The sequence below is a fragment of the Marinovum sp. 2_MG-2023 genome (assembly GCF_030548265.1).
Classification (GTDB): domain Bacteria; phylum Pseudomonadota; class Alphaproteobacteria; order Rhodobacterales; family Rhodobacteraceae; genus Marinovum.
In genome coordinates this window covers 245,525-265,135 of record NZ_JAUOSD010000002.1, presented here as the reverse complement: position 1 = coordinate 265,135, position 19,611 = coordinate 245,525, and the positions used below count along the sequence as shown (strand labels likewise).

Annotated in this window: 16 protein-coding genes; 6 read left to right on the top strand and 10 right to left on the bottom strand. The window is 60.8% G+C overall.

Annotated features, from left to right (window positions below; translation table 11 throughout):
• Positions 1-34: 34 nt before the first annotated feature.
• Positions 35-1,072 (bottom strand): TRAP transporter substrate-binding protein DctP, encoded by a 1,038-nt coding sequence (gene dctP, locus Q4577_RS04085; RefSeq protein WP_244689070.1) that lies wholly within the window; start codon positions 1,070-1,072, stop codon positions 35-37.
• 173 nt (positions 1,073-1,245) lie between these two features.
• Here dctP and Q4577_RS04080 point away from each other — a divergent pair, with 173 nt between their 5' ends.
• A complete protein-coding gene (locus Q4577_RS04080) occupies positions 1,246-3,030 on the top strand; it encodes an aryl-sulfate sulfotransferase (protein WP_303468564.1) in 1,785 nt (594 codons plus the stop codon).
• Here the strand turns inward: Q4577_RS04080 and Q4577_RS04075 are convergent.
• Positions 3,025-3,948, bottom strand: a complete 924-nt coding sequence (locus tag Q4577_RS04075; protein WP_303468565.1) for a LysR family transcriptional regulator — start codon at positions 3,946-3,948, stop codon at positions 3,025-3,027. The genes Q4577_RS04080 and Q4577_RS04075 overlap by 6 nt on opposite strands.
• 271 nt (positions 3,949-4,219) lie before the next feature.
• Here Q4577_RS04075 and Q4577_RS04070 point away from each other — a divergent pair, with 271 nt between their 5' ends.
• Entirely contained in the window at positions 4,220-4,996 is a 777-nt protein-coding gene (locus Q4577_RS04070) for a cytochrome b561 domain-containing protein (RefSeq protein WP_303468566.1), read from the top strand.
• 12 nt (positions 4,997-5,008) lie between these two features.
• Complete coding sequence (locus tag Q4577_RS04065; RefSeq protein WP_303468568.1) at positions 5,009-5,770, top strand: sulfite exporter TauE/SafE family protein; 762 nt, start codon at positions 5,009-5,011, stop codon at positions 5,768-5,770.
• Here Q4577_RS04065 and Q4577_RS04060 read toward each other — a convergent pair.
• The 3 genes from Q4577_RS04060 to Q4577_RS04050 form a co-directional block, all read right to left on the bottom strand.
• Complete coding sequence (locus Q4577_RS04060) at positions 5,763-6,692, bottom strand: LysR family transcriptional regulator (protein WP_303468570.1); 930 nt, start codon at positions 6,690-6,692, stop codon at positions 5,763-5,765. The genes Q4577_RS04065 and Q4577_RS04060 overlap by 8 nt on opposite strands.
• An 85-nt stretch (positions 6,693-6,777) precedes the next feature.
• Entirely contained in the window at positions 6,778-7,812 is a 1,035-nt protein-coding gene (locus Q4577_RS04055) for a beta-propeller fold lactonase family protein (protein ID WP_303468572.1), read from the bottom strand.
• A 24-nt stretch (positions 7,813-7,836) separates the two neighbouring features.
• A complete protein-coding gene (locus Q4577_RS04050; RefSeq protein WP_303468574.1) occupies positions 7,837-8,784 on the bottom strand; it encodes a YncE family protein in 948 nt (315 codons plus the stop codon).
• Between the two features lie 276 nt (positions 8,785-9,060).
• Between Q4577_RS04050 and Q4577_RS04045 the strand changes: the two genes are divergently transcribed.
• The 3 genes from Q4577_RS04045 (at position 9,061) to Q4577_RS04035 (ending at position 12,073) form a co-directional block, all read left to right on the top strand.
• Positions 9,061-10,038, top strand: coding sequence for a tripartite tricarboxylate transporter substrate binding protein (locus Q4577_RS04045; RefSeq protein WP_303468575.1), 978 nt, complete (start codon positions 9,061-9,063; stop codon positions 10,036-10,038).
• Positions 10,039-10,114: 76 nt separating this feature from the next.
• Positions 10,115-10,567: a tripartite tricarboxylate transporter TctB family protein gene (locus Q4577_RS04040; RefSeq protein ID WP_303468577.1), complete on the top strand. Its 453-nt coding sequence runs from the start codon at positions 10,115-10,117 to the stop codon at positions 10,565-10,567.
• A 3-nt stretch (positions 10,568-10,570) separates the two neighbouring features.
• Positions 10,571-12,073 carry a tripartite tricarboxylate transporter permease gene (locus tag Q4577_RS04035; RefSeq protein WP_303468578.1) on the top strand — a complete coding sequence of 501 codons (1,503 nt, stop codon included), beginning with the start codon at positions 10,571-10,573 and terminating at the stop codon, positions 12,071-12,073.
• Positions 12,074-12,193: 120 nt separating this feature from the next.
• Here the strand turns inward: Q4577_RS04035 and Q4577_RS04030 are convergent, their stop codons facing one another.
• The 5 genes from Q4577_RS04030 to Q4577_RS04010 are packed head-to-tail and all read right to left on the bottom strand — an operon-like array spanning position 12,194 to position 19,606.
• Positions 12,194-13,993: a SulP family inorganic anion transporter gene (locus Q4577_RS04030; RefSeq protein ID WP_303468579.1), complete on the bottom strand. Its 1,800-nt coding sequence runs from the start codon at positions 13,991-13,993 to the stop codon at positions 12,194-12,196.
• An 18-nt stretch (positions 13,994-14,011) separates the two neighbouring features.
• Complete coding sequence (locus Q4577_RS04025) at positions 14,012-15,508, bottom strand: sulfatase (protein ID WP_303468580.1); 1,497 nt, start codon at positions 15,506-15,508, stop codon at positions 14,012-14,014.
• 8 nt (positions 15,509-15,516) lie between these two features.
• Positions 15,517-17,007, bottom strand: a complete 1,491-nt coding sequence (betC, locus tag Q4577_RS04020; protein WP_303468582.1) for a choline-sulfatase — start codon at positions 17,005-17,007, stop codon at positions 15,517-15,519.
• Complete coding sequence (locus Q4577_RS04015; protein ID WP_303468584.1) at positions 17,004-18,035, bottom strand: PdxA family protein; 1,032 nt, start codon at positions 18,033-18,035, stop codon at positions 17,004-17,006. The genes betC and Q4577_RS04015 overlap by 4 nt, the downstream gene beginning before the upstream one ends.
• Positions 18,036-18,094: 59 nt before the next feature.
• Positions 18,095-19,606, bottom strand: coding sequence for a tripartite tricarboxylate transporter permease (locus tag Q4577_RS04010; RefSeq protein ID WP_244689037.1), 1,512 nt, complete (start codon positions 19,604-19,606; stop codon positions 18,095-18,097).
• Between the last annotated feature and the right edge of the window lie 5 nt (positions 19,607-19,611).

The window sequence follows — 19,611 nt, the reverse complement described above, 5'->3', positions numbered from 1 at the left end:
CACATGGTTCGTCACGGGGGATTAGTCAGGGGGGTTAGTCACGGGTGGCAATTGTTTTGAAATGGGCCAGCGCGGCAGTGCCATCAATGCCGGCGGACTTGGCCTCATTAAGCCAATCTTCCACGGCGAAGGCCCCGGCGGTTTCGATTTCGGCGACAAAGCTGTCAGAGGCTTGTATGATCTCGATGCCCTTGTCCTGAAACTTTTTCAGGCCAGAGGCATCAATGTCGTCCATGATCTGGCCGAATTTGGCGGCGGCATCTGCGCCGGATGCGCTGATCAAGGCGGTTTGCGCCTGTTCCGGCAGATCCTCGAAGCGGTCGCGGCTGATGAACAGGGCAAAAACCGCCCGCCCGCCAAAGCCGCCGGGCACAAGCGTGACGCTTTTCGAGGCGTCGAGAAGACCCTGAACGGCGGCGGTGCCCAATGGGTTTGTCGCCCCGTCCGCCACGCCGCTGGACAGCGTTTCAAACGGTTTCTGACCAGATCCCGACACCGGAGAGGCGCCCAAGGCGTCCCAGACAGTCACGTTCACATCGCCGACGGCGAGAACCTTGAATCCGTCAAGATCGGCCTTGGAGCGGATCGGGTGCGCGTTCGAAATGATCGCAGGCGCGCCAAGGGTGAAGAGGGTCAGCAGAACGAAATCGTCCCATTTGTCCGCCTCGGCAAAATAGGTTTTGTGGGTGTCCCAGAGCGCGACAGAGGCGCCCCTGGCGGTTGGGGCGATCAGCGGGACAGAGCCGATCAGATCCAGCGCGAACTGGTTTTCGCGGAACGAGATCGGCGCCACGGCGATATCGGCAACGCCGTCCTGCACAATGTCGAACAGACGCGGCGGCGGGGCCAGCGATGATGTCGGAATGGTCAGCGTGAGGGTGCCGTTCGATGCGGCCTCGACCGCGCGGGCCCAGGGTTCCAGCCCTTTGGTGAACAAGGGTGCCGCCTGTGGAATGAAAACATTGAACAGCAGTTCGGTGTCCTGAGACTTTGCCGCGCCGGGCAATGATGCAAGTGCAAATGCGCCGGCGGCCATTGTGGCAAGGGCGCGCCGTGTCAGCGATTTTGTCATTTGGGTTCCTCCCTCTGGACCCAATGGCACACGCCGGTTGGGCCGGTTCCTCGGGGTCTTTTTACGGTGTTGGGGGTGGGGCGGGGTATCCTGCCATAACCTATCGCGATAGGTTTTTATGGATACCGGGTTGGCGCGCCGGGGGGGTATGTCTGGATGCAAAAGGGCATCCCATGACACATGTTGAACCAACCCCCGACGACGCGGCACGCGCCACATTGAAGCAGATGCGTTGGCAGGCCGGCACCCTGTTTCGGGCGCTGGATCTGGATGGCGACGGCCGGCTTTCGCCCGCCGAGATTGACGCCGCGCCGGAGGTTCTGCGCCGGATGGCGGACAGCGACGGGTGCCTGCGGGAATCTGCATTGGGGGGGGCGACGGTCATTCCCTATATGATCCGTCGCAGTGGCATTCTGCGTCTGCTCGACCCTGACGGCGATCTTGTCATCACGCCCCGCGATATTGCCGATGCGCCTGCGCGCATTCGCCGGCTGGATAGCGATCAGGACGGGTATGTGACGGCGGATGACGACCTGCCGGATCTGAGCCAGAGCGCGGAAAACCGGATGCCGATGGGCACGGCGTCCCAGATGCTGGCCTATCAGACCAAGATGTTTTCGCGGACCCCGGAGATGACCGGGCCCCTGCCACCACAGGGCGAGGCGGCGGTTCAGCCGGGATATTTGCTGATCCAGGAGGTCAGCGATCGCGGCGATGTGCAAAAGTCGCACAAGACCCTTTTGATGGACGAGCACGGCAAGGTTGCGCATGTCTGGCCCACGCCGCAGCGCCTGCCCGAGGCGACGGTGACCTATCTGCTGGATGACGGCAATCTGCTGCGCACCACCTGCAAACATGACTGGCTGACCATGGATGGGCAATTTCCGATTGGTGCGAATGGAACGGTGTCGATTGTTGCGCCGGATGGACGGGTGCTTTGGGAATGGTCAAATCTGGAATTCGGCAAGGAGGCGCTGCACCATGATGTCGAAATGATGCCAAACGGCAATATCCTTGCCATTTCATGGGATATTCTGACGGCGGAACAGGCCCGCGCGCGGGGTTGGGCGCAGCAAGGTGCGCGGGACCGGATCGTGCTGGACAAGATCTATGAGCTGAAACCGGATCTCGCCACCGGCGGCACCGATGTGGTCTGGTGCTGGCGCATGGTTGATCACATCGTGCAGAACCGGGATGCAACGGCCCCCGGATTTGGCAATCCTGCCGACCACCCGGAAAAGATCGACATCAACTGGCCGCAACTGGATGAAATTCAGTTCAATTCGGGCCAATTGCTGCATACCAATGCGGTGTCCTACAATGAAAAGGATGATGTGATCCTGATTTCCTCGGCCATCTTTGGCGAGATCTGGGCGATTGATCATTCGACCACAGCGCAGGAGGTCATGGGATCGACTGGCGGGCGGTATGGCCGGGGCGGGGATCTGATCTGGCGGTGGGGCAACCCGCAGACCTGGGGGCAGGGCGGCCCGGAGGATCAGGAGCTGTTCTGGCAGCATGATGCGCATTGGTTGCGTGATGACGTGCCGCATCAGGGGGATGTGCTGGTGTTCAACAATGGAATGCGCCGCAGCGCAGAGGGCAGCGCAGAGTACGGCCAGATCTGCATGGGCATGATAACCGGCGCCTATTCCGACATCCTTGAAATCAGCCTGCCACGGGATGCGAACGGGATGTTCGTGATGGGCGAGGGGCCGTTTATCGAATGGAGCTTCAACACCGACGGCGCCGAGGACATCTATTCCCCGTTCATGAGCAACGCCCAACGCCAGCGCAACGGCAACACCCTTATGGTGCAGGCCTGTGACAAACGCATTGTCGAGGTCACCGCCGATGACGAGATCGTTTTGGATTTCCATGTCGGCGGGCCGGGGCGGATGTACCGTATCTATAAATACCCGCGGGATCATCCGGGGATACGGGCGCTGGGCCTATGATCCGGTGGTTTTCCATTCGTTGAGAAGATTGCCAACCCGGTGGCGGATGCAATCGGCCAATGCATCCCCGGCCGGGGTCAGGGACCGCCCGGCACGGGTCACCATCGAAATGGACAGGGGTTTGATCGGTTCCTTTATGGCGACGCGCACGACGCCCCGGTTTTGGCCGACCTCTTCCAGAAGCCGCACGGGAAAGGTCGACACGGCCCCGAGCTCTTCGACCAGAGCCAGAATGCCAAGTTGCGATTCCGACGAGGCGCGTATGCGCGGAGGGGGCAGGCCGGCCTCGGTGAAATGGTTCAGGAACTGCTTGCCCGGACCCAGCGACGAATTCCACAGCGAGACCCAGTCGCAATCGGCCAGCGCGCTGAGCGATGTGGCGGTGGCATAGGGAGAATTCTTTTTGGTGATGATCGTGATGTCGGTTTTGAACAATTCTTCGCACACCAGATCAGAGGCCTGTGCGGCCTGTGGATTGGGGCCGATGATGATGTCGCAATGACGATCCCGCAACAGCTGCAAGGCGTGGCTTTCCATATCCGCCGACAGCGTCACGCCGACATCGGGGAAGGATTTCTGAAACCGTGCGATGGCGCGCGGCATGATCTTGATCGCGACCAATGGCGTGACACAGACGCGGATGTTGCCGGTCTGTTTGCCGCGCAGGCCCGCGATTTCCTGTTCCAGTCTTTCGCGCTCGGCCTCGACCGATCTGGCGCGGGCCAGAACCGTCATCGCGGTTTCCGTCGGGGTGATGCCGCGCGTGGTGCGCACAAACAGGGGAAAGCCGATGTCGGCCTCCATTTCCCTCAGGCGCGCGGTGATGACCGGTTGCGATTTTCCCAAACGCGCGGCTGCGGCCCGGATCGAGCTGCATTCCGCCAGGACAATCAATGTTTCAATGTGAACGAGGCGCATGATGGTGAACCGCTCCTATCCCGGCCAGCGGAAGGACATCACAGGATGTCATGTGACCGGCCAGTCATTTGTCATCTGGTATCGGGTGTCGGCAATTCGGGGGTGTATACTTGAATCCTGTATACGGTTTTTGGTACACCAAGGCAAGCAAGCCGCGCAACGACGCGTCAGGCGCTGTGCGGCGATGCCCACGGTGTCCGGGCGTGGCCATTCATGCCCGACGTCAGTGTGTCGCCCAAAGGACAGAGGTACAGGTGAAGAATCTGCAATCATGTTAGAATTTCTGTTTTCCCCGATTGATCCGTCGCGCCTTCACGAGGTCGGCTTTGCCCTGTCCTGGCATGGGCGGTTCATGGTTTTTGCCTGGGGCGTGCTTGTGCCGCTGGGCATCATCACCGCGCGGTTTTTCAAGGTACTGCCGGGGCAGGACTGGCCGCGCGAGGTGCAGAACCCGTTCTGGTTCACCTGGCACCGGGTTCTGACGAGTGCGGGTCTGGTGTTGATGGTGCTTGGCGCGGTGCTGATCCTTGTTTCGGATCACGACAGCGCCGGTGGCCGCCTGCACGCATGGCTTGGCTGGAGCCTTGCCGCCCTTGTCGGTGTTCAGCTTCTGGCTGTGCTGTTGAAAGGGTCGGGCGGCGGGCCGCACATGCAGGGCCCCGGCGTGGCGGGGGGCGACCATTTTCTGATGACCCGCACCCGGATCCTGTTTGAGCGCGTGCATAAATCAACAGGATATCTGGCGATTGTCGTGTCCGTTGGCAGCATCACCACCGGGATGTGGATCGCCAATGCCTATGTCTGGATGTGGCTCGCGCAGATCGCGATTTGGGGCGGGTTCACGATCGGGTTTGTCGTGTTGCAGCGCATGGGCCGGGCCATCGACACCTATCAGGCGATCTGGGGGACGGATGCGTCGTTTCCGGGCAACCAGCGCCCCCCTATCGGTTGGGGCATCCGGCGCGGTCCCATCGTGGCGCAGGACCAGACCGTCAGCATCAAGAAACGCCGCGCCGCCGCGCGCGGCCGCCCCACGAAACCACATTGAAGGCCTGTGCAGATGTTTGCCACCATGATCGAAACCCTGGATCTCAGCCAGTTTGATCTCGTTGTTATTGCGTTCGGGGCTGTTCTTACGTCGGTTGTGCATGGGGCGTCGGGCATTGCGGGCGGGTTTTTGATGGCGGCGGTTCTTGTTCCGATCCTCGGGGTCAAGGCGGTGATGCCGGTGCTCAGCGTCACGATGCTGATCACCGGCGCGACGCGCAGCTTGATGAACCCGCGCTTGATCGACTGGCGGACGTTGATCACGTTGATCGCGCCTGCGGTGCCGGCGGTTCTGATCGTTGGCAGTTTCTATGGCAATCTGTCGGGCAGTTTCGTGGCGGCGCTTTTGGGCTGTGTCATGCTTGTGTCGCTGGTTGTGCGGCGTGTCGCGGACCGGTTGAAATTTCACGTTGGTCGCCGGGATCTGGCAATTGTCGGGGCCATCTGGGGCGGGTTGACCGGGGCGTCCATCGGGCCCGGTCTGTTGGTCATTCCGTTTCTGCTGAACTATGGCCTGCGGCGCGAAACGCTGGTGATTACCATGTCGGCCTCGGCCATTGTGCTGCATGTTTTTCGCATCACGGCCTACACCGGGGCCGGGCAGCTATCGACCGATTTGGCCCTGCTGGGGGCGATGATCGGCCTGCTTTCGCTGCCGGGAAACTGGATGGGGCGGGCGGTTTTGCGCCGGATCTCGGATGATCAGCATGTGCGCTGGCTTGAGATGTTGTTGCTGTTGGGCGCGGTCAATTTTTTCTGGGTCGCGATCAGGTAGGCGCGCCAAATTCGGCCTCAAAGGCGGTTTGCCAGTCCCCGGCGGAGCGGCGCAGATGTTGCACCAGCTCATCCAGGACAACGCCGCCGCGACGTTCCTTTGAGACAATGCAGCAGAAATCAATCCGAATGTCCGGCCGCCAGGGCAGGATGCGGATGTTTTGCGCGCGAAAGGCCGTGGCGGTCAGCGGATCACAGACCAACACCCCCAGCCCGGCAGCGGCCAGCCTGAGCCCGGTCAGAACCAGATGCACCCGCACCGGCGGGGGCGGGGCATCGTCCACATGGTCACGGCGTTGCAGGCGGCCGCCGATTGTGGCGGTGGTCGCGAGGATCAATTCCTCGCTGGGGACATCATCAATCGACAGAAAGGGCCTGTCAGCCAGGCGGTGAAACGGCGCGACCACCGCCACCGCGCGGGTAGAGACCAAAGGCACGACATCCAGCGCCGAATTGGCGATGGGCATCGCGCAAAATCCGATCTCGGCCTCGGCATTTGCGACCACCATTTCGATGTTTTCCCGCCGCACCCGTTCCAGATGCAGGGTCGAATGGGGATTGGCCTCGCGCAGGGCGGCAACCGCGTTGATCAGTATGTCCGAGTTGAGGGCCGGCGTCGTCGCGGCGACCCGCAAACGGCGGCTTTCGTAATGTCGTATGCCGCGCGAAATCTCTGGCAGGGCGTCCAGCGTGGTCAACGTTCTTTCTAGCTGTTCGAACAGAAGCTGCCCTTCCTTGGTCGGCGTGAGCCGCCCGCCGCTTTTGCGATCAAAGGTGCGAAAGCCCAGCGATTCCTCAAGCAGTTGCAACTGGCGGCTGATCGTGGGCTGGGCGACGTGAAGGAATTCAGCCGCCCGCGTCATATGCCCGATCTTCATCAGGGCATGAAAGGCGCGCAGCTGCTGAACGTTGATATTCTTCACAAAACGTCTCTCGTCCTGGATGTGGATGGCGGATCATTGGCAGGTTACACCAGATGTTCCGCCCCTGTCCGCAAGAGTTTACCGGTCAGGCCACGATCTCGACCCAGGCCGGGGCGTCCCTGGTCGGCAGGGTCAGAACCTTTTCCGGGTCTTTGTTGGCATCGCGAATGTCATAGAGTTCGACCTGTTTGTCACCCAGTGCCGCAAGGACAAGAAAATGCCCGTTCGGGGTGATGTCGTGACAACGCGGGTTCTTGCCGGTTTGAACAAGCCGACGCCCGGAAATCTGCCCCCCCAGCGTATCAATGTCGAACACCGCCAGCGTGCTGCCGCGCCGGTCTGCGGCAAAGAGCCGTTTGCCATCCGGCGAAACATGGATTTGCGCGCCCCAGGGGGCCTCGCCCAGATCGTCGGACACATAGCTGGCTGACATGATCTCAACCAGCCCGCCGGTTTTGGCGTCGATCCGATAGGCGGTCACCTCGCCGTTCATTTCGTTCATGAGATAGGCATAGCGCCGGTTCGGGTGATAGGCGACATGACGCGGGCCCGCGCCGTTGGGGCGATAGGTGGCCGGCGGCGAATTTTCCGACAGCGTGCCGCTGCGATCATCGAATGTCAGGTTCAGCACGGTATGCGACAACATGCAGGGCACGGTGACAAAGCGATTGGAATAATCGGCCAGCATCTGATGCGCCCGGAACGGCGTTTTCATGGTGTCGGTGGGATAATCCTGAACAACACCGCGATCCCCGATCGGATAAACCGCGATCATGCTGGACGGAAAGGATGCGCCGAACAGGAACCGGCCGGTCCGGTCGGTTGCAATATGGGCCATACGCGCGGCCACCGGGGTGGTGGCAATCCGGTTCAGACGGCGCGTTTCCGGGTGAATCGCAAAGGTTTCGATCCAGTTCTGTTCGCCGCTGTCCCCCTCTTCGAAGGTTGACGCATAGAGGTATTTTCCATCCGGCGACCGCGCCAGCGGCAGACCCTTGCCCCGAAGGTCGACGGTTTGCACATGGTCCAGCGTGCCTGCGTTGGCGTCCCCGATAAAAACCTCGATTGCGCTGCCCTTCAGGCAGGCAACATAGGCGGCGAAAGGCGATTTTTCGGTCATCTGATCCTCGTCGGTGTGATGGTTTCAGCCCCAGCGCCGGGCAAAATCCCGTGGCAGGATATGCATGACATCGGGCAAAAGTTCGGTGGTAAAGGCCCTGTCCTGTTCGAACGTGTCGAGCGAAAGGCGGATCACCTGATTCATGCGATGCGGCACATAGAGGTAGTTGAGGTCTGCATCCGCCTGCATCGTGATCGGACGTTCCCCGACATCATGGCGGTGGAGTTCCGCCCCCGTCGCCGCGTCAAACCACGAAACGGACTGGCCCTGATTGTTGATTGTGATCAGGCGGTTGCGCTTGCTGTCATGCATGATGCGCATCGGGTCTTTCGGGGTGGCAAAGGTGTTCACGACCTCAAGGCTTTCGGTGTCGATCACCGAAATCGTATCGCTGCCCCGGTTGGTGATATACAGCCGCGTTTCATCGTCGCGCAGCCAGCGGCCTTCGGGTTTGACACCGGTGCGGATCGACACAGGCGGGGCGTCGTCATAGGGGTCAAAGGCGGTGACGTCACCAGAGACCAGATTGACCGAAAACGCCTGTCGCCCGTTTTTGCGCAGGGCAAACAGATGCGCACGTTCGCCGCCGACAGGTTTCGCATGGTCATACGGGCCGAAGTCGCGCGGGTTTTCCCACACAAGCAATGTGTCGGTCTGTTCGGATAGCACATAAAGTCGCCCGGCCTCGTCCAGTTGAATCCCATGCGGGCGGGCATGTTCGCCAAGGGCAAAGGTATGCACAATGGCGCCAAGCGCGATGTCGACAACGAACACGGACCGCCCATGGTCGCCCGGTGTCTTTGAATTCGGGACGCCGTAGTGGCCGACATATGCATAGCGATTGTCGGCGTCGGCGACGAATTCATGCGGCATTTCCGGCAGGCCGAGACGGTGCAGCCGCGCGCCGGTTTCGATGTCATACCAGCTGATGCAATTGCCGCCTTTTTCGACGATCATCATGATCTGACCCATATGCGCCCCCTTTCAAATGCCAAGCAGGGCAGACAGTAACGCCTTCGTTTGCAGACAGAAAATTGTAATTTCGCACAAAGCTATACGCTTTTGGAATGAATTTGGCGGAATTCGCCGGTTGGGCAATGGATTCCCCGAAAGCTATGCGTTTTGTGCATTGGGGGACCAAAAACTCCAATTTTTCATATGAATTAAGGGCTGGTACGCTTCCCCCGGGAGAGACGTCGGCGCGCCATGGGAGACTTGGCGCAGGGCCGGCACACAAGGGAGGATCTCATGATGAAAAATCTGATGACACGACTGGCGCTGACGGTTGCGCTGATGTTCGGCATGGCCACCGCCGCGCTGGCGCAGGCGGATTGGCCCAGCAAACCGCTGACCGTGGTGGTTACATTTGGCGCCGGCGGCAACGCCGATTTGCAAACGCGGCTTGAGGCGAAATACCTGGAGCCGATCCTGGGCGTGCCGATCAAGGTCGTCAATGTGCCAGGCGGCGGCCATGTGCCCGGCGTGATGTCGTTTCTGAAGGGCGACACAGACGGATATACCTGGATGCGGTTTGCGCCGCCCTCGACCGTGATTGCACCGCTGGTGCGGCGGGCGCCCTATGATCCGCTGACGGATTTTGCCCCGGCCTGGATGAACACCCAAGGGTCGACCGTGCTTTATGTGCGCTCTGACAGCCCCTGGACCACGCTGGATGAATTCATTGCCGCAGCGCAGGAAACCGATCTTGTGATGGGGATCAACAACATCGGCGCGCCGCCGCATCTGTCGGCTGTGAACCTGTCGAACCAGTTCGATGTGAATTTCAAGATGCTCGCAATGAAGACGATCCCGGCGTCCCTGACCGGTCTGATCGGCGGTCAGGCGGATGCCGCCATCGGGCAGACCACCCATGTGGCGATGTTCCCCGACGAGCTGCGCCCGCTGGTCATTCTGGATGAGCGCAAGGATTACTTCGACACTCACCTTCCCGGTGTCAAAACGCTGGAGGAGCTGCACCCCGGTATGACGGCCGGCAATTGGCTGAAATCCGGCTGGACGGCCAAGGCAGGGACCGATCCCGCGATCATCGAAAAGATGACCGCCGCAGGCAAACAGGTGTTCGAGAACCCCGATTTTCAGCGGGAATTCGCGGGGCTGAGCACGTTGGTGCCGGTCTATGGCACCAAAGAGGTGCTGGCCGATATCGAACGCGGGCTGACCTTCTATGCGCCGCTGCTCGACAGTCTGGGCATGCTGAAGAAATAGACGAACCTCCCTGGTGGCCCCGGGCCTGCGGGCATCCCGACGGGCGTGGGGTCACATTTTTTCAACGAGGTACATCATGACCAATCGCGCTGCCAATATCGGCTTCAGCCTTGTGGTGATCATCGCCTGCATCGTGTTCGCACAGATGGCGTTGCAATTCGAAAACCCCGGCGCTTTGGCCGGTGCGCAGGTTCCGACCGAGGTTTTTCCGCTGATGATGCTGGGGTTTACCGCGCTTTGTGCGCTTATCAATATCGTCAACTTTTTGCGAGGCGATCCCGAAGGGGACGCCGACAGGCCGTTTGATTTCCGGCCCGCCGTGGCGATGCGCGTCATATCAATTGTCGCGCTTTTGTTGATCTGCGTTTTCTTGTGGGACTGGATCGGGTTCATCCCGATGTCGGTTGTCCTGCTTCTTGGCATTGCGGCGATCATGCAGGTGCGTTCGCCGGTCGCCTATATCTTCCTCGCCGTTTTCGGACCCCTTGTCTGGGCGGCCTTCAACTTTGGCGTCGGGACGCCGTTGTGACCTATGGGATTTGATGCATTCTTAACCGCGCTGACGCAGATTGCCGATCCATTTGTGCTGGCGCTTCTTGTTCTTGGCGTTTTTCTGGGCACGATCATCGGCATTCTGCCCGGTCTTGGCGCGCCGATCGCGATCACCATCGCGTTGCCATTCACGCTGTATATGGAGGCGGCCCCGGCCTTTGTTCTTTTGCTCGCGATCTATTCGGCGGCGATGTACGGCGGATCGGTTTCGGCCATCACGCTGGGCATTCCCGGCACCGGGGCGGCGGCGGCGGCGGTGGAAGACGGCCATCGCATGTTCAAGGCCGGCCGGGGCGGCGAGGCATTGGGCCTGTCGCTGACGGCTTCGGTCATTGGCGGGTTGTTTTCCACCGTGGTGCTGGCGCTGTCGGCCCCGTTGCTGGCCAGCATCGCCATCAAATTCGGCCCGAGAGAGTTCTTTGCGATTTCGGTCTTCGGGATCATCGTTGTGGTCCGTGTGGCCGGGCGAAGTACGGTCAAGGGGTTGATGGCGGCGGGCATGGGGGTGTGGCTGACGACCTGGGGCATCGACGAATTGAACGGCGCAGAGCGCTATCTGTTCGGCAGTTACAACCTCTATGAGGGTCTGCCGTTTGTGTCCGTTCTGGTCGGGGTGTTCGCGATTTCCGAACTGTTGCTGAACGCACAGCGCAAGACGGATCCGCCGGTGTTCGACAAGGCCAGCCTTGCCGCCAGTTTTCCGTCGTTCAAGGTGTTGAAGGATCTGCGCGCCACGCTGGCGCGGTCGTCCATCGTTGGCACGGTGATTGGCATTCTGCCGGGGGAAGGGGCGGCCATTGGTGCCTTTTTCGGCTATGCCGAGGCGAAGCGGAAATCGAAACATCCAGAGTTGTTTGGCACCGGCATCCCCGAGGGCGTCGTGGCCCCCGAAGCCGCGAACAATGCGACGGTTGGCGGTGCCTTGATCCCCACGCTGACGCTTGGCGTGCCGGGAAGCCCGGCGGCGGCGATCCTGCTGGGCGCGCTGTTGATCCAGGGCCTTGCGCCGGGACCGCGGCTGTTCAGTGAAGCGCCGGATTTGATGTATGCGATCTTTGTCGGCCTGTTCCTTATCAACATTGTGCTGATCTTTGTGGGGCTTTTCACAATTCGCATGGCCGCGCGGATCATCATGATCCCGCTGCATATCATCGTGCCGACGGTGATGCTTTTGTGTCTTGTCGGGGTCTACAGCGTAAAGAATGACCTCTTTGGCGTCTGGGTTCTGATCGCGGTCGGGGTGTTCGGCTATATCCTGCGCAAGCTGAACTTTGCCGTGGCGCCCTTTACCATCGGTTTTGTCCTTGGTCCGATTCTGGAGCGGTCGTTTCGCCAGTCCTATCTGTTGGCTGATGGGACGCTGATCGGGTTCTTTGAAAGTTGGATTGCGGTCATCATCTATGTGGCGCTGTTCCTGAGCATCGCGGGCGGGCCGATCATGGCGGTGGCGCGCAAACGGATGGGCAAGGTCGAAGACCAGTAGGCCGGCGGGATTTGTCAGAGACGAAGATGGGAACGGTCGCAAAGCCGTTCCCATTTGCATTTTGATGCGGGGCGCATGTCGGAGACTTATGAACGTATCACAGCGGTGTTGGCCGCGTGGTCACGACCCTTTGTCGCCTTCTGTCGCTTGTTCCGGGTGCGGCAGATGTTTGCATTCTTCGAATACGCGCAATTGGCAGGTGCGGCAAATGTCGCCATCGGCCTGGGCTGTGATGCGCGCGATGGCCTGGCCCTTGCTAAGGTGCAGATTGGCTTCGCCCAGGATGTCCAGCACATGGGCGCGGCGCAGCGTTGACAAAACGCCCTTGTAGGTTGCCACGATATGCACGTCGCCGCCGGATTTGCGGGCGTTTCGGATCAGCTTTATCAGGAAATCCGCGCCGGACAGGTCGATGGAGCCGACGCCGCGCAGGTAAAGGACGATCCGCGCCCGCGAGCCGAATTGGGCCTCGATTGTCTCGATGCGCTTTGCGATGGCCTCGACCGAGGCAAAGTAGATCGGACCTTCGATCCTGAGAACGGCGATCTGTGGACATTGCGGCAGGTTGTATCGCTTGGCCCCGCGCAGGGTTCTGCGCCCGTCGGTGATGGCCGGGGCCAGGACGGCGACCAGCGGCGAGGCGCTTTTGCGCAGAAACGCAAAAAGCGAGGTGACAACGCCGACGACAATGGCGAATTCCAGCTCGACCGCGATCCCGGCCAGAAAGGTCAGGCAGAGCACAACGGTGTCGCTGGTGCGGGCATCAAGGATGTGCCGGATCTCGGCGAAATCCACCAGACGCCAGGCCACAAAGAGGATGGTTCCGGCCATGACCGGCACCGGGATATAGGCGATAAAGGGCGCCAGCAGAAGCAGCAGCGCCAGCAGGAACAGGGCGGCGAACATGGCGGCAAGCGGCGTTCTGGCCCCGCTTTCGGCGTTGAGCGCCGAGCGCGTGAACGACCCCGATCCGGCGTAACACTGAAAGAAGCCGCCAATCATGTTCGACAGGCCCTGGCCGACGATTTCCTGATTGGAATCGTATTTTTCGTTGCGGCGGTGGGCAAAATCGCGGCCAATCGACACCGCTTCGAGCAGCGCGATAAAGGCGATGGCCATGGCCGCCGGGGCAAGTTCGGCGAGCGGGACACCGGCGAAATCCGGCAAATGGAAATTGGGCGTGACCGAGGGCAGGGGGGCGAACATCGCGATCCCGCTGGCCTCTGCGCCCAGGGCCAGACCGATCAGCGACCCTGCGACCAGCGCGATCAGGTAATGCGGCAAGCGGCGGCTTAGTTTCGAAACAAGGATCAGCACCACCAGCGTCGCGACCGACAGCAAGACCGCGCGCCAATTGGTCTGGTCCGCCGCTTCGGCGACGCGCAACACACGCTCGACAACGCCGCCGCCCCGTTCGACCGAAAGCCCCAGCGCCGGGGCCAGCTGGGATGCCGCGATCAAGAGGGCCGCAGCGGCGGTAAAGCCGACGATGACCGAGTGCGAGACAAAGGTGATCAAGGCCCCCAGCCGCGCCAATCCGGCGGCAAGCTGGACAAGCCCGACCATGACCGTCAACGCCAGCGCCATTTCGATATAGGCCGGCGTGCCGACGGGGGCGAATTGCGACAGCGAGGCAAACAGCACCGCCGAAATTGCCGTGGTCGGCCCCGACACCATGACGCGCGACGATCCGAAAAACGCCGCGATCACCGGCGGGATCATTGCGGTAAACAGCCCATAGGCGGGCGGCAGGCCCGCGATGATGGCAAAGGCCACGCCCTGGGGCAGGACAATGGCCGCATTGGTGAACCCCGCCGCCGCATCGGCGAGGGTGGATTTCCGGGACACCGCGCCAAACCATGGGCGGCGCGGTGACAGGTAGTCGGTCAGGTTGGACATCGGCTCTCGCACACGGGTCATGCCGCGCATTTGGGGGGATCAGGGCACTTCGATCGCGGCGGGTTTCACGACGTTTTCAAGAAACGTCTTGCCCTCGGAATGGGACATGTAGCCCGGAGAGGGGAAATCCATTTCCAGATCCCATGCATCACCGGTGTCCTGCATGTTGGCGATCACGCGGGCGTCCAGTTCGGCCTGAACCTCGGCATAGGCCGGGTTGTTGACAAGGTTCACCACCTCGTCCGGGTCGGCATTCTGGTCGAAGAGATACAGCGGGCGATCCTGCTTGCGGACATAAAGCCAGTCCTTGGTGCGAATGCCGCGTTCCGGTTTGACATGGCGTTCGCTGCGACCGCCGAAATCGGCTTTCATCAACTCGAATTGCACGTGATCGCGGATCGGCTCATCACCCGCCCCTTCGAGCAGCGACAGATAGCTGCTGCCCTGCACGCCCTCTGGCACCTTTGCACCGCAGGTTTCCAGCAGCGTTGGCATGGTGTCCACACCCACGTCGACCAGCGAGCTTACCCGCTTGCCCGCGGCGAAGCGGTCGGGATAGCGGATCAGAAGCGGCACATGCGCCGAGGCGCGATAGGCCTGCCGCTTGATCCCGCAATAAGACCCGTGCTGGCCCAGCATGTCGCCGTGATCCGAGAAGAAGATAACAATTGTATCCTCTGCCAGACCTTGGGCATCCAGCCAGTTCAACATGCGCCCGACGTTGTAATCGACGTTGGAGATCATGCCGTAATACTCGGCCACGAATTTGCGGATCTGCGCCTCGGACTCGATCTCGGGGTCTTGTCCTGCGACCTTGTCGGTCTTGGACAGTTCGCCGAAATTGGCGTCGCCGTCGAAATCCAGCGCGGTGCGTTCCTGTGCGCGGCGCTTTTGCAGTTCGGGGTTGGGCGTGCCCTTGGGCAATGTGATCTTTTCCGGGTCGTACATGTTCCGCCAGTTGTCCGGCATGTCCATCGGGAAATGCGGCGGGCCGAAACAGACATAGGCAAAGAACGGGTCATCCGACGCACGGGCGCTTTCCATGAATTCGATGGTGTGATCGGTCTGGAAATCCGGCTCGTAGCGTTTGCAGCGATAGGGCTGATCCGTATCACGATAGAATATCGCATCCATGTAGTAATGGCCGCGATTGTAGCCGACGAAATGGTCAAACCCCATCCGATCTGGCCCCGGCGGCACGAACCCGGGTTTTGGCCCGCCAAACAGATGCCATTTGCCGATATAGCCCGATTTATAACCCTGATCGTTCAGGATCGGGGCGAGCGAGGGCTGATCTGTGTTGATCGGAAAATGGTTGGAATAGAGGCCGGCCTGATGCGCATATTTGCCAGTCAGAAGCGAGGCGCGGAACGGCGTGCACAGCGGATAAGAGGTAAAGGCCTCGTCAAAGCAGACGCCCTCCATCGCCAGCCGGTCCAGATGCGGTGTCTTGACGTCGGGGTTGCCGGAAAATGATGCGCAATCATAGCGCATCTGATCGGCATAGATCATCAGGATATTGGGTTTCTTGGTCATCTCTTGCCTCATGCCGTGGACGGGCGGTTGACGCCGCGCACATAGCTTTGCGATGCGTCAAAGAAGGGTTGGTAATCCCATTGATAGCCGGTGTTTGTCGACAGGGCCTCTTGCAGGAAGACGCGGGTTTGCTTCAGTCGGGCGGCGCGCTGGGTGACGGCCTCGACGTCGTAACGTCCCAACAGGCGATCTTTCAGGGTCGCTTTGGTGTCGGCATGGGCCGGGTCAGCGGACAGATCGTGTTGTTCGTCGGGGTCGTTGGCCATGTTGAACAGAAGTTCCGGCGCATTGCGGGTCCAGACATATTTCCAGTCGCCCTGCCGGATTGCCAGCCAGGGTTCAATGACGCCGGGACCGTAATATTCGGCAATCGCCTCGTCCTTGGTGCTGTCCGATGTGTCCATCAACAGGCCGAGGAAGCTGGCGCTTTGGTCGCTGCCGAATTCGTCAGAGGCCGCTTTTGCGCCGCCCAGTTCCGCGAATGTCGGGCAGAGGTCCGCCAGTGTCACGCATTCCGCAACCCGGCCCGGTTTGATCCGTTTGGGGTTGTGCCAGATCATCGGCACCTGCAACGAGCCCTGATAGAAGCTGCGCTTGAACCACATCCCGCGTTCGCCCAGCATGTCGCCATGATCCGAGGTAAAGACAATGACCGTGTCGTCATACAGGCCAAGGTGCTTCAGCTCGGCAATCAATTCGCCGACATAATCATCGAGATGCGAGATCATGGCGTAATAGGCGCGCCGTGACAGTCGGATGGTGTCTTCGTCCGGCGGGAACTGGTCAATACCGTGGTGGATTTTCAGCCATTCGGTGGTGGGATGGGGTGTCTCGTCCTCGGGGATGCGGGGCAGGGCGATGTCGGTGTCTGCGTAACGTTCCCAGAATTCTGGAACCGACTGATAGGCTTCGTGCGGCTGGGTGTAGGACACATGCAGGAACCACGGCTGATCGTTATTTTCCAGCACGTCATGGCGGAAGAATTCCAAGGTGCGGAACTGCACCTCGGCATCATAAAGCAGCTGGTTGTTGGTCCGGCAAAGCCCGCTGACGGCAAGTTTCTTGACCGATGTGCCTTCGCGGTGGACCGGGCCCCAGGACCAGGGGATCGTCCAGTCAAACCCGGCTGGATACATGTCGGTGGTCAGCCGTTTGTCAAAGCCGTGCAATTGATCGGCGCCGATGAAGTGACATTTGCCCGCACAGATCGCCCGATACCCCGACGAGCGCAGGAAATGCATCATTGTGGGCATTTCAGAGCTGAATTCCGCACCGTTTCCCCAAACCTCGTGGGTCGAGGCCTGACGCCCGGTGAATTGCGAGGCCCGCGCCGGGCAACAGATGGGCGAGTTGGAATAGGCGTTTTCCATCACCACACCGCCCGCCGCCAGCGCATCAAGGTTCGGCGTTTTGGCCTGGGCGTCGTCGCGGTACATCGACAGGACAAAGGCGGTCAGCTGGTCGGCCTGAATGAACAGGATATTTGGTTTGTCGCTCATGCCGAAATCCCTTCGTCGATGGTGAGGCCACGGGCCGTCAGCGCGGCACGGCGGGCAAGGTCATGGGCCTGCATGATGGCGCTTGGACGGGCGACGCCCTTGCCTGCGATGTCGAATGCGGTGCCATGGGCCGGGGTGGCGAGGATGAAGGGCATGCCGCCAAAGTAGGTCACGCCATCATCGAAGCCCATCAGCTTGGTCGCGATCTGGCATTGATCGTGATACATCGACAGAACGCCGATGTGGCCCTCTTCCTTGACCGTCAAAAAGATCGTGTCGGCGGGGTAAGGCCCCGAAACATTGAGTTGCAGCTTTTTCGCCTTTTCGATGGCGGGGCCGATGATGTCGATTTCTTCGCGGCCAAAGGCACCTTCGTCGCCGTTGTGTGGGTTCAGACCAGAGACGGCGATCCTGGGGTTGGCATAGCCAAAGCGGCGCAGCTCGCGGTCGAAATAGCGCAGGACCGACAGGATGGCGTCTTCGGTGATTTCGCCCGCGATCTGTGAAATCGGGATATGCGAGGTGACGCGGGTGGTCCAAAGGTCGCCGATGGTGTTCATCTCGGTCGAGCGTGCGGTAAAGCCCATGTAATCGGCGATGCCGGCCTTGTAGCCTTCGTAATGATAGCCCGCCTTGTGGATCGAGGCCTTGTTGACCGGCGCCCAGACAAATGCGTCGAGCATGCCCGCCTTTGACAGATCAGCGGCGTAACAGCCGATCTGATAATCCGCCAACCCGGCCTGTGCCGAGGTCACGCCGACAGCGATGTCGCCGAATTCAAGCTTGTCATAGTGGTGAAAGACCACCGGTTCGGGGCTGTCGACCGCATCCTGAAAGCTGTCGAATGTTGGCAGGTCGGCGTCAATCCCGGCCACCTCGCGGCCCATGTCGAACACCTTGCGGTGGCCGACGATGACACGTTTGCAGCCTTGGGTGATCTCGGGATGGGCCAGCGTGCGTGCCACCAGCTCGGGGCCGACGCCGCCAGCATCACCGAGGGTCGAGAAAATTACGGGTCGATCAGTCATCTGCCTGTCCGTTTCGTCTGAAATTTGGGGTTTGCGCCGCACGGGGTGCGGCGCAGGAATTATTCGTCATTGCCGGTCAGCAGCGCGGCCTGATTGGCGCGATAGGCCCCGATTGCCTTGGCGATCAGCGGGCCACAGACCCCGAGCACCGAGAGCAGAAGAAACACCAGCGCAATGGGCTGTTGCAGGATCGCCCAGAGGTTGCCGTCATAGATCAGGTAGCTTTGCTTCAGCGATGTTTCGATCAGCTCGCCCAGGATCAGGCCCATCACGATGGGTGCGGGGGCAAACCCGTGCCGGTTGAGGAAGAAGCCGAGAATGGCAAAGAACACCATCACGCCGACATCGAACATGCTTTGTTGCAGGCTGAAAGCGCCAAGCGCGGCAAGGCAGATCACACAGGGCCACAGGATCGTTGTCGGGATCAGGGTGATGCGGCTGAAGAATTTGGCGCCGACCATGCCGTAGATCAGGAAACAGATATTGGCCCCCAACATGGCACCGAAGATCCCGGCCAGCAGGTCGGGTTGTTCGGCAAAGAGCGCGGGACCGGGGCGCAGGCCCAGGATCAGCATCGCGGTCAGGATGATCGCAGTCGACCCGCCGCCCGGAATGCCGAGAGCAAGGGTCGGCACCATGGTGCCGCCGGTCGCGGCATTGTTGGCGGCCTCTGGCGCGGCCAGACCTTCGATTGCGCCTTTGCCGAACTGATCCTTGTTCTTGGACCAGCGCATTTCCTCGTTATAGGCGATCATGGCAGCAACCTTGCCGCCCTCGGCGGGCAGGATGCCGATGAAGGTGCCGATCCCGGTGGCGCGCAAGACGGTTTTCCAGATCGCCTTGAAATCCTGAAGCGAGGGCAGTTTTGTCACGCCGTCGGCGACAAGTTCGCGTTTGACCTTGGTCTGGGTGGCCTGGCGCAGCAATTCACCACCGGCAAAAATGCCGATCATGATCTGGACGACGGCGATGCCTTCGTAAAGGTCAGGCTGGCCAAAGGTGAACCGTTCGACACCCGTGGTCAGATCGGTGCCCACGGTGGCCAGGATCAGACCAAATGCCCCGCCGATGAAGTTCTTGACCATCGAATTGCCGCTGATCGAGGCCAGCATCGACATGCCAAACACCGCCAGCGCAAAGAATTCGGCCGGTCCGAAGTGATAGGCGACCTGCGCCAGCAGGGGCGTGGCCACGATCATCACCAGAATGCCGAGGATGCCACCAATCGCGCTTGAGAAGGTGGCGATGCCAAGCGCGCGGCCGGCCTCGCCCTTTTGGGCCATTGGATAGCCGTCGAAGGTGGTCATGGCCGCGGCTGGTGTGCCGGGGGTGTTGATCAGGATCGCGGTGATCGACCCGCCGTATGTGGTGGCGCAATAGACAATGGCACAGAGCGCGATGCCGGTTGTCGGGTCCATGCGCACCACAAAGGGCAGCATGAGCGCAATCAGGATTACCGAACCGAGGCCCGGCAGCGCCCCGACGATCAGGCCCACCAGCGTTCCGCCGGCGATGATCATCAGGTTGTAGGGGTCCGCAAGGAATTGCAGGACAAGAAGGAAGGGTTCCATTTTTC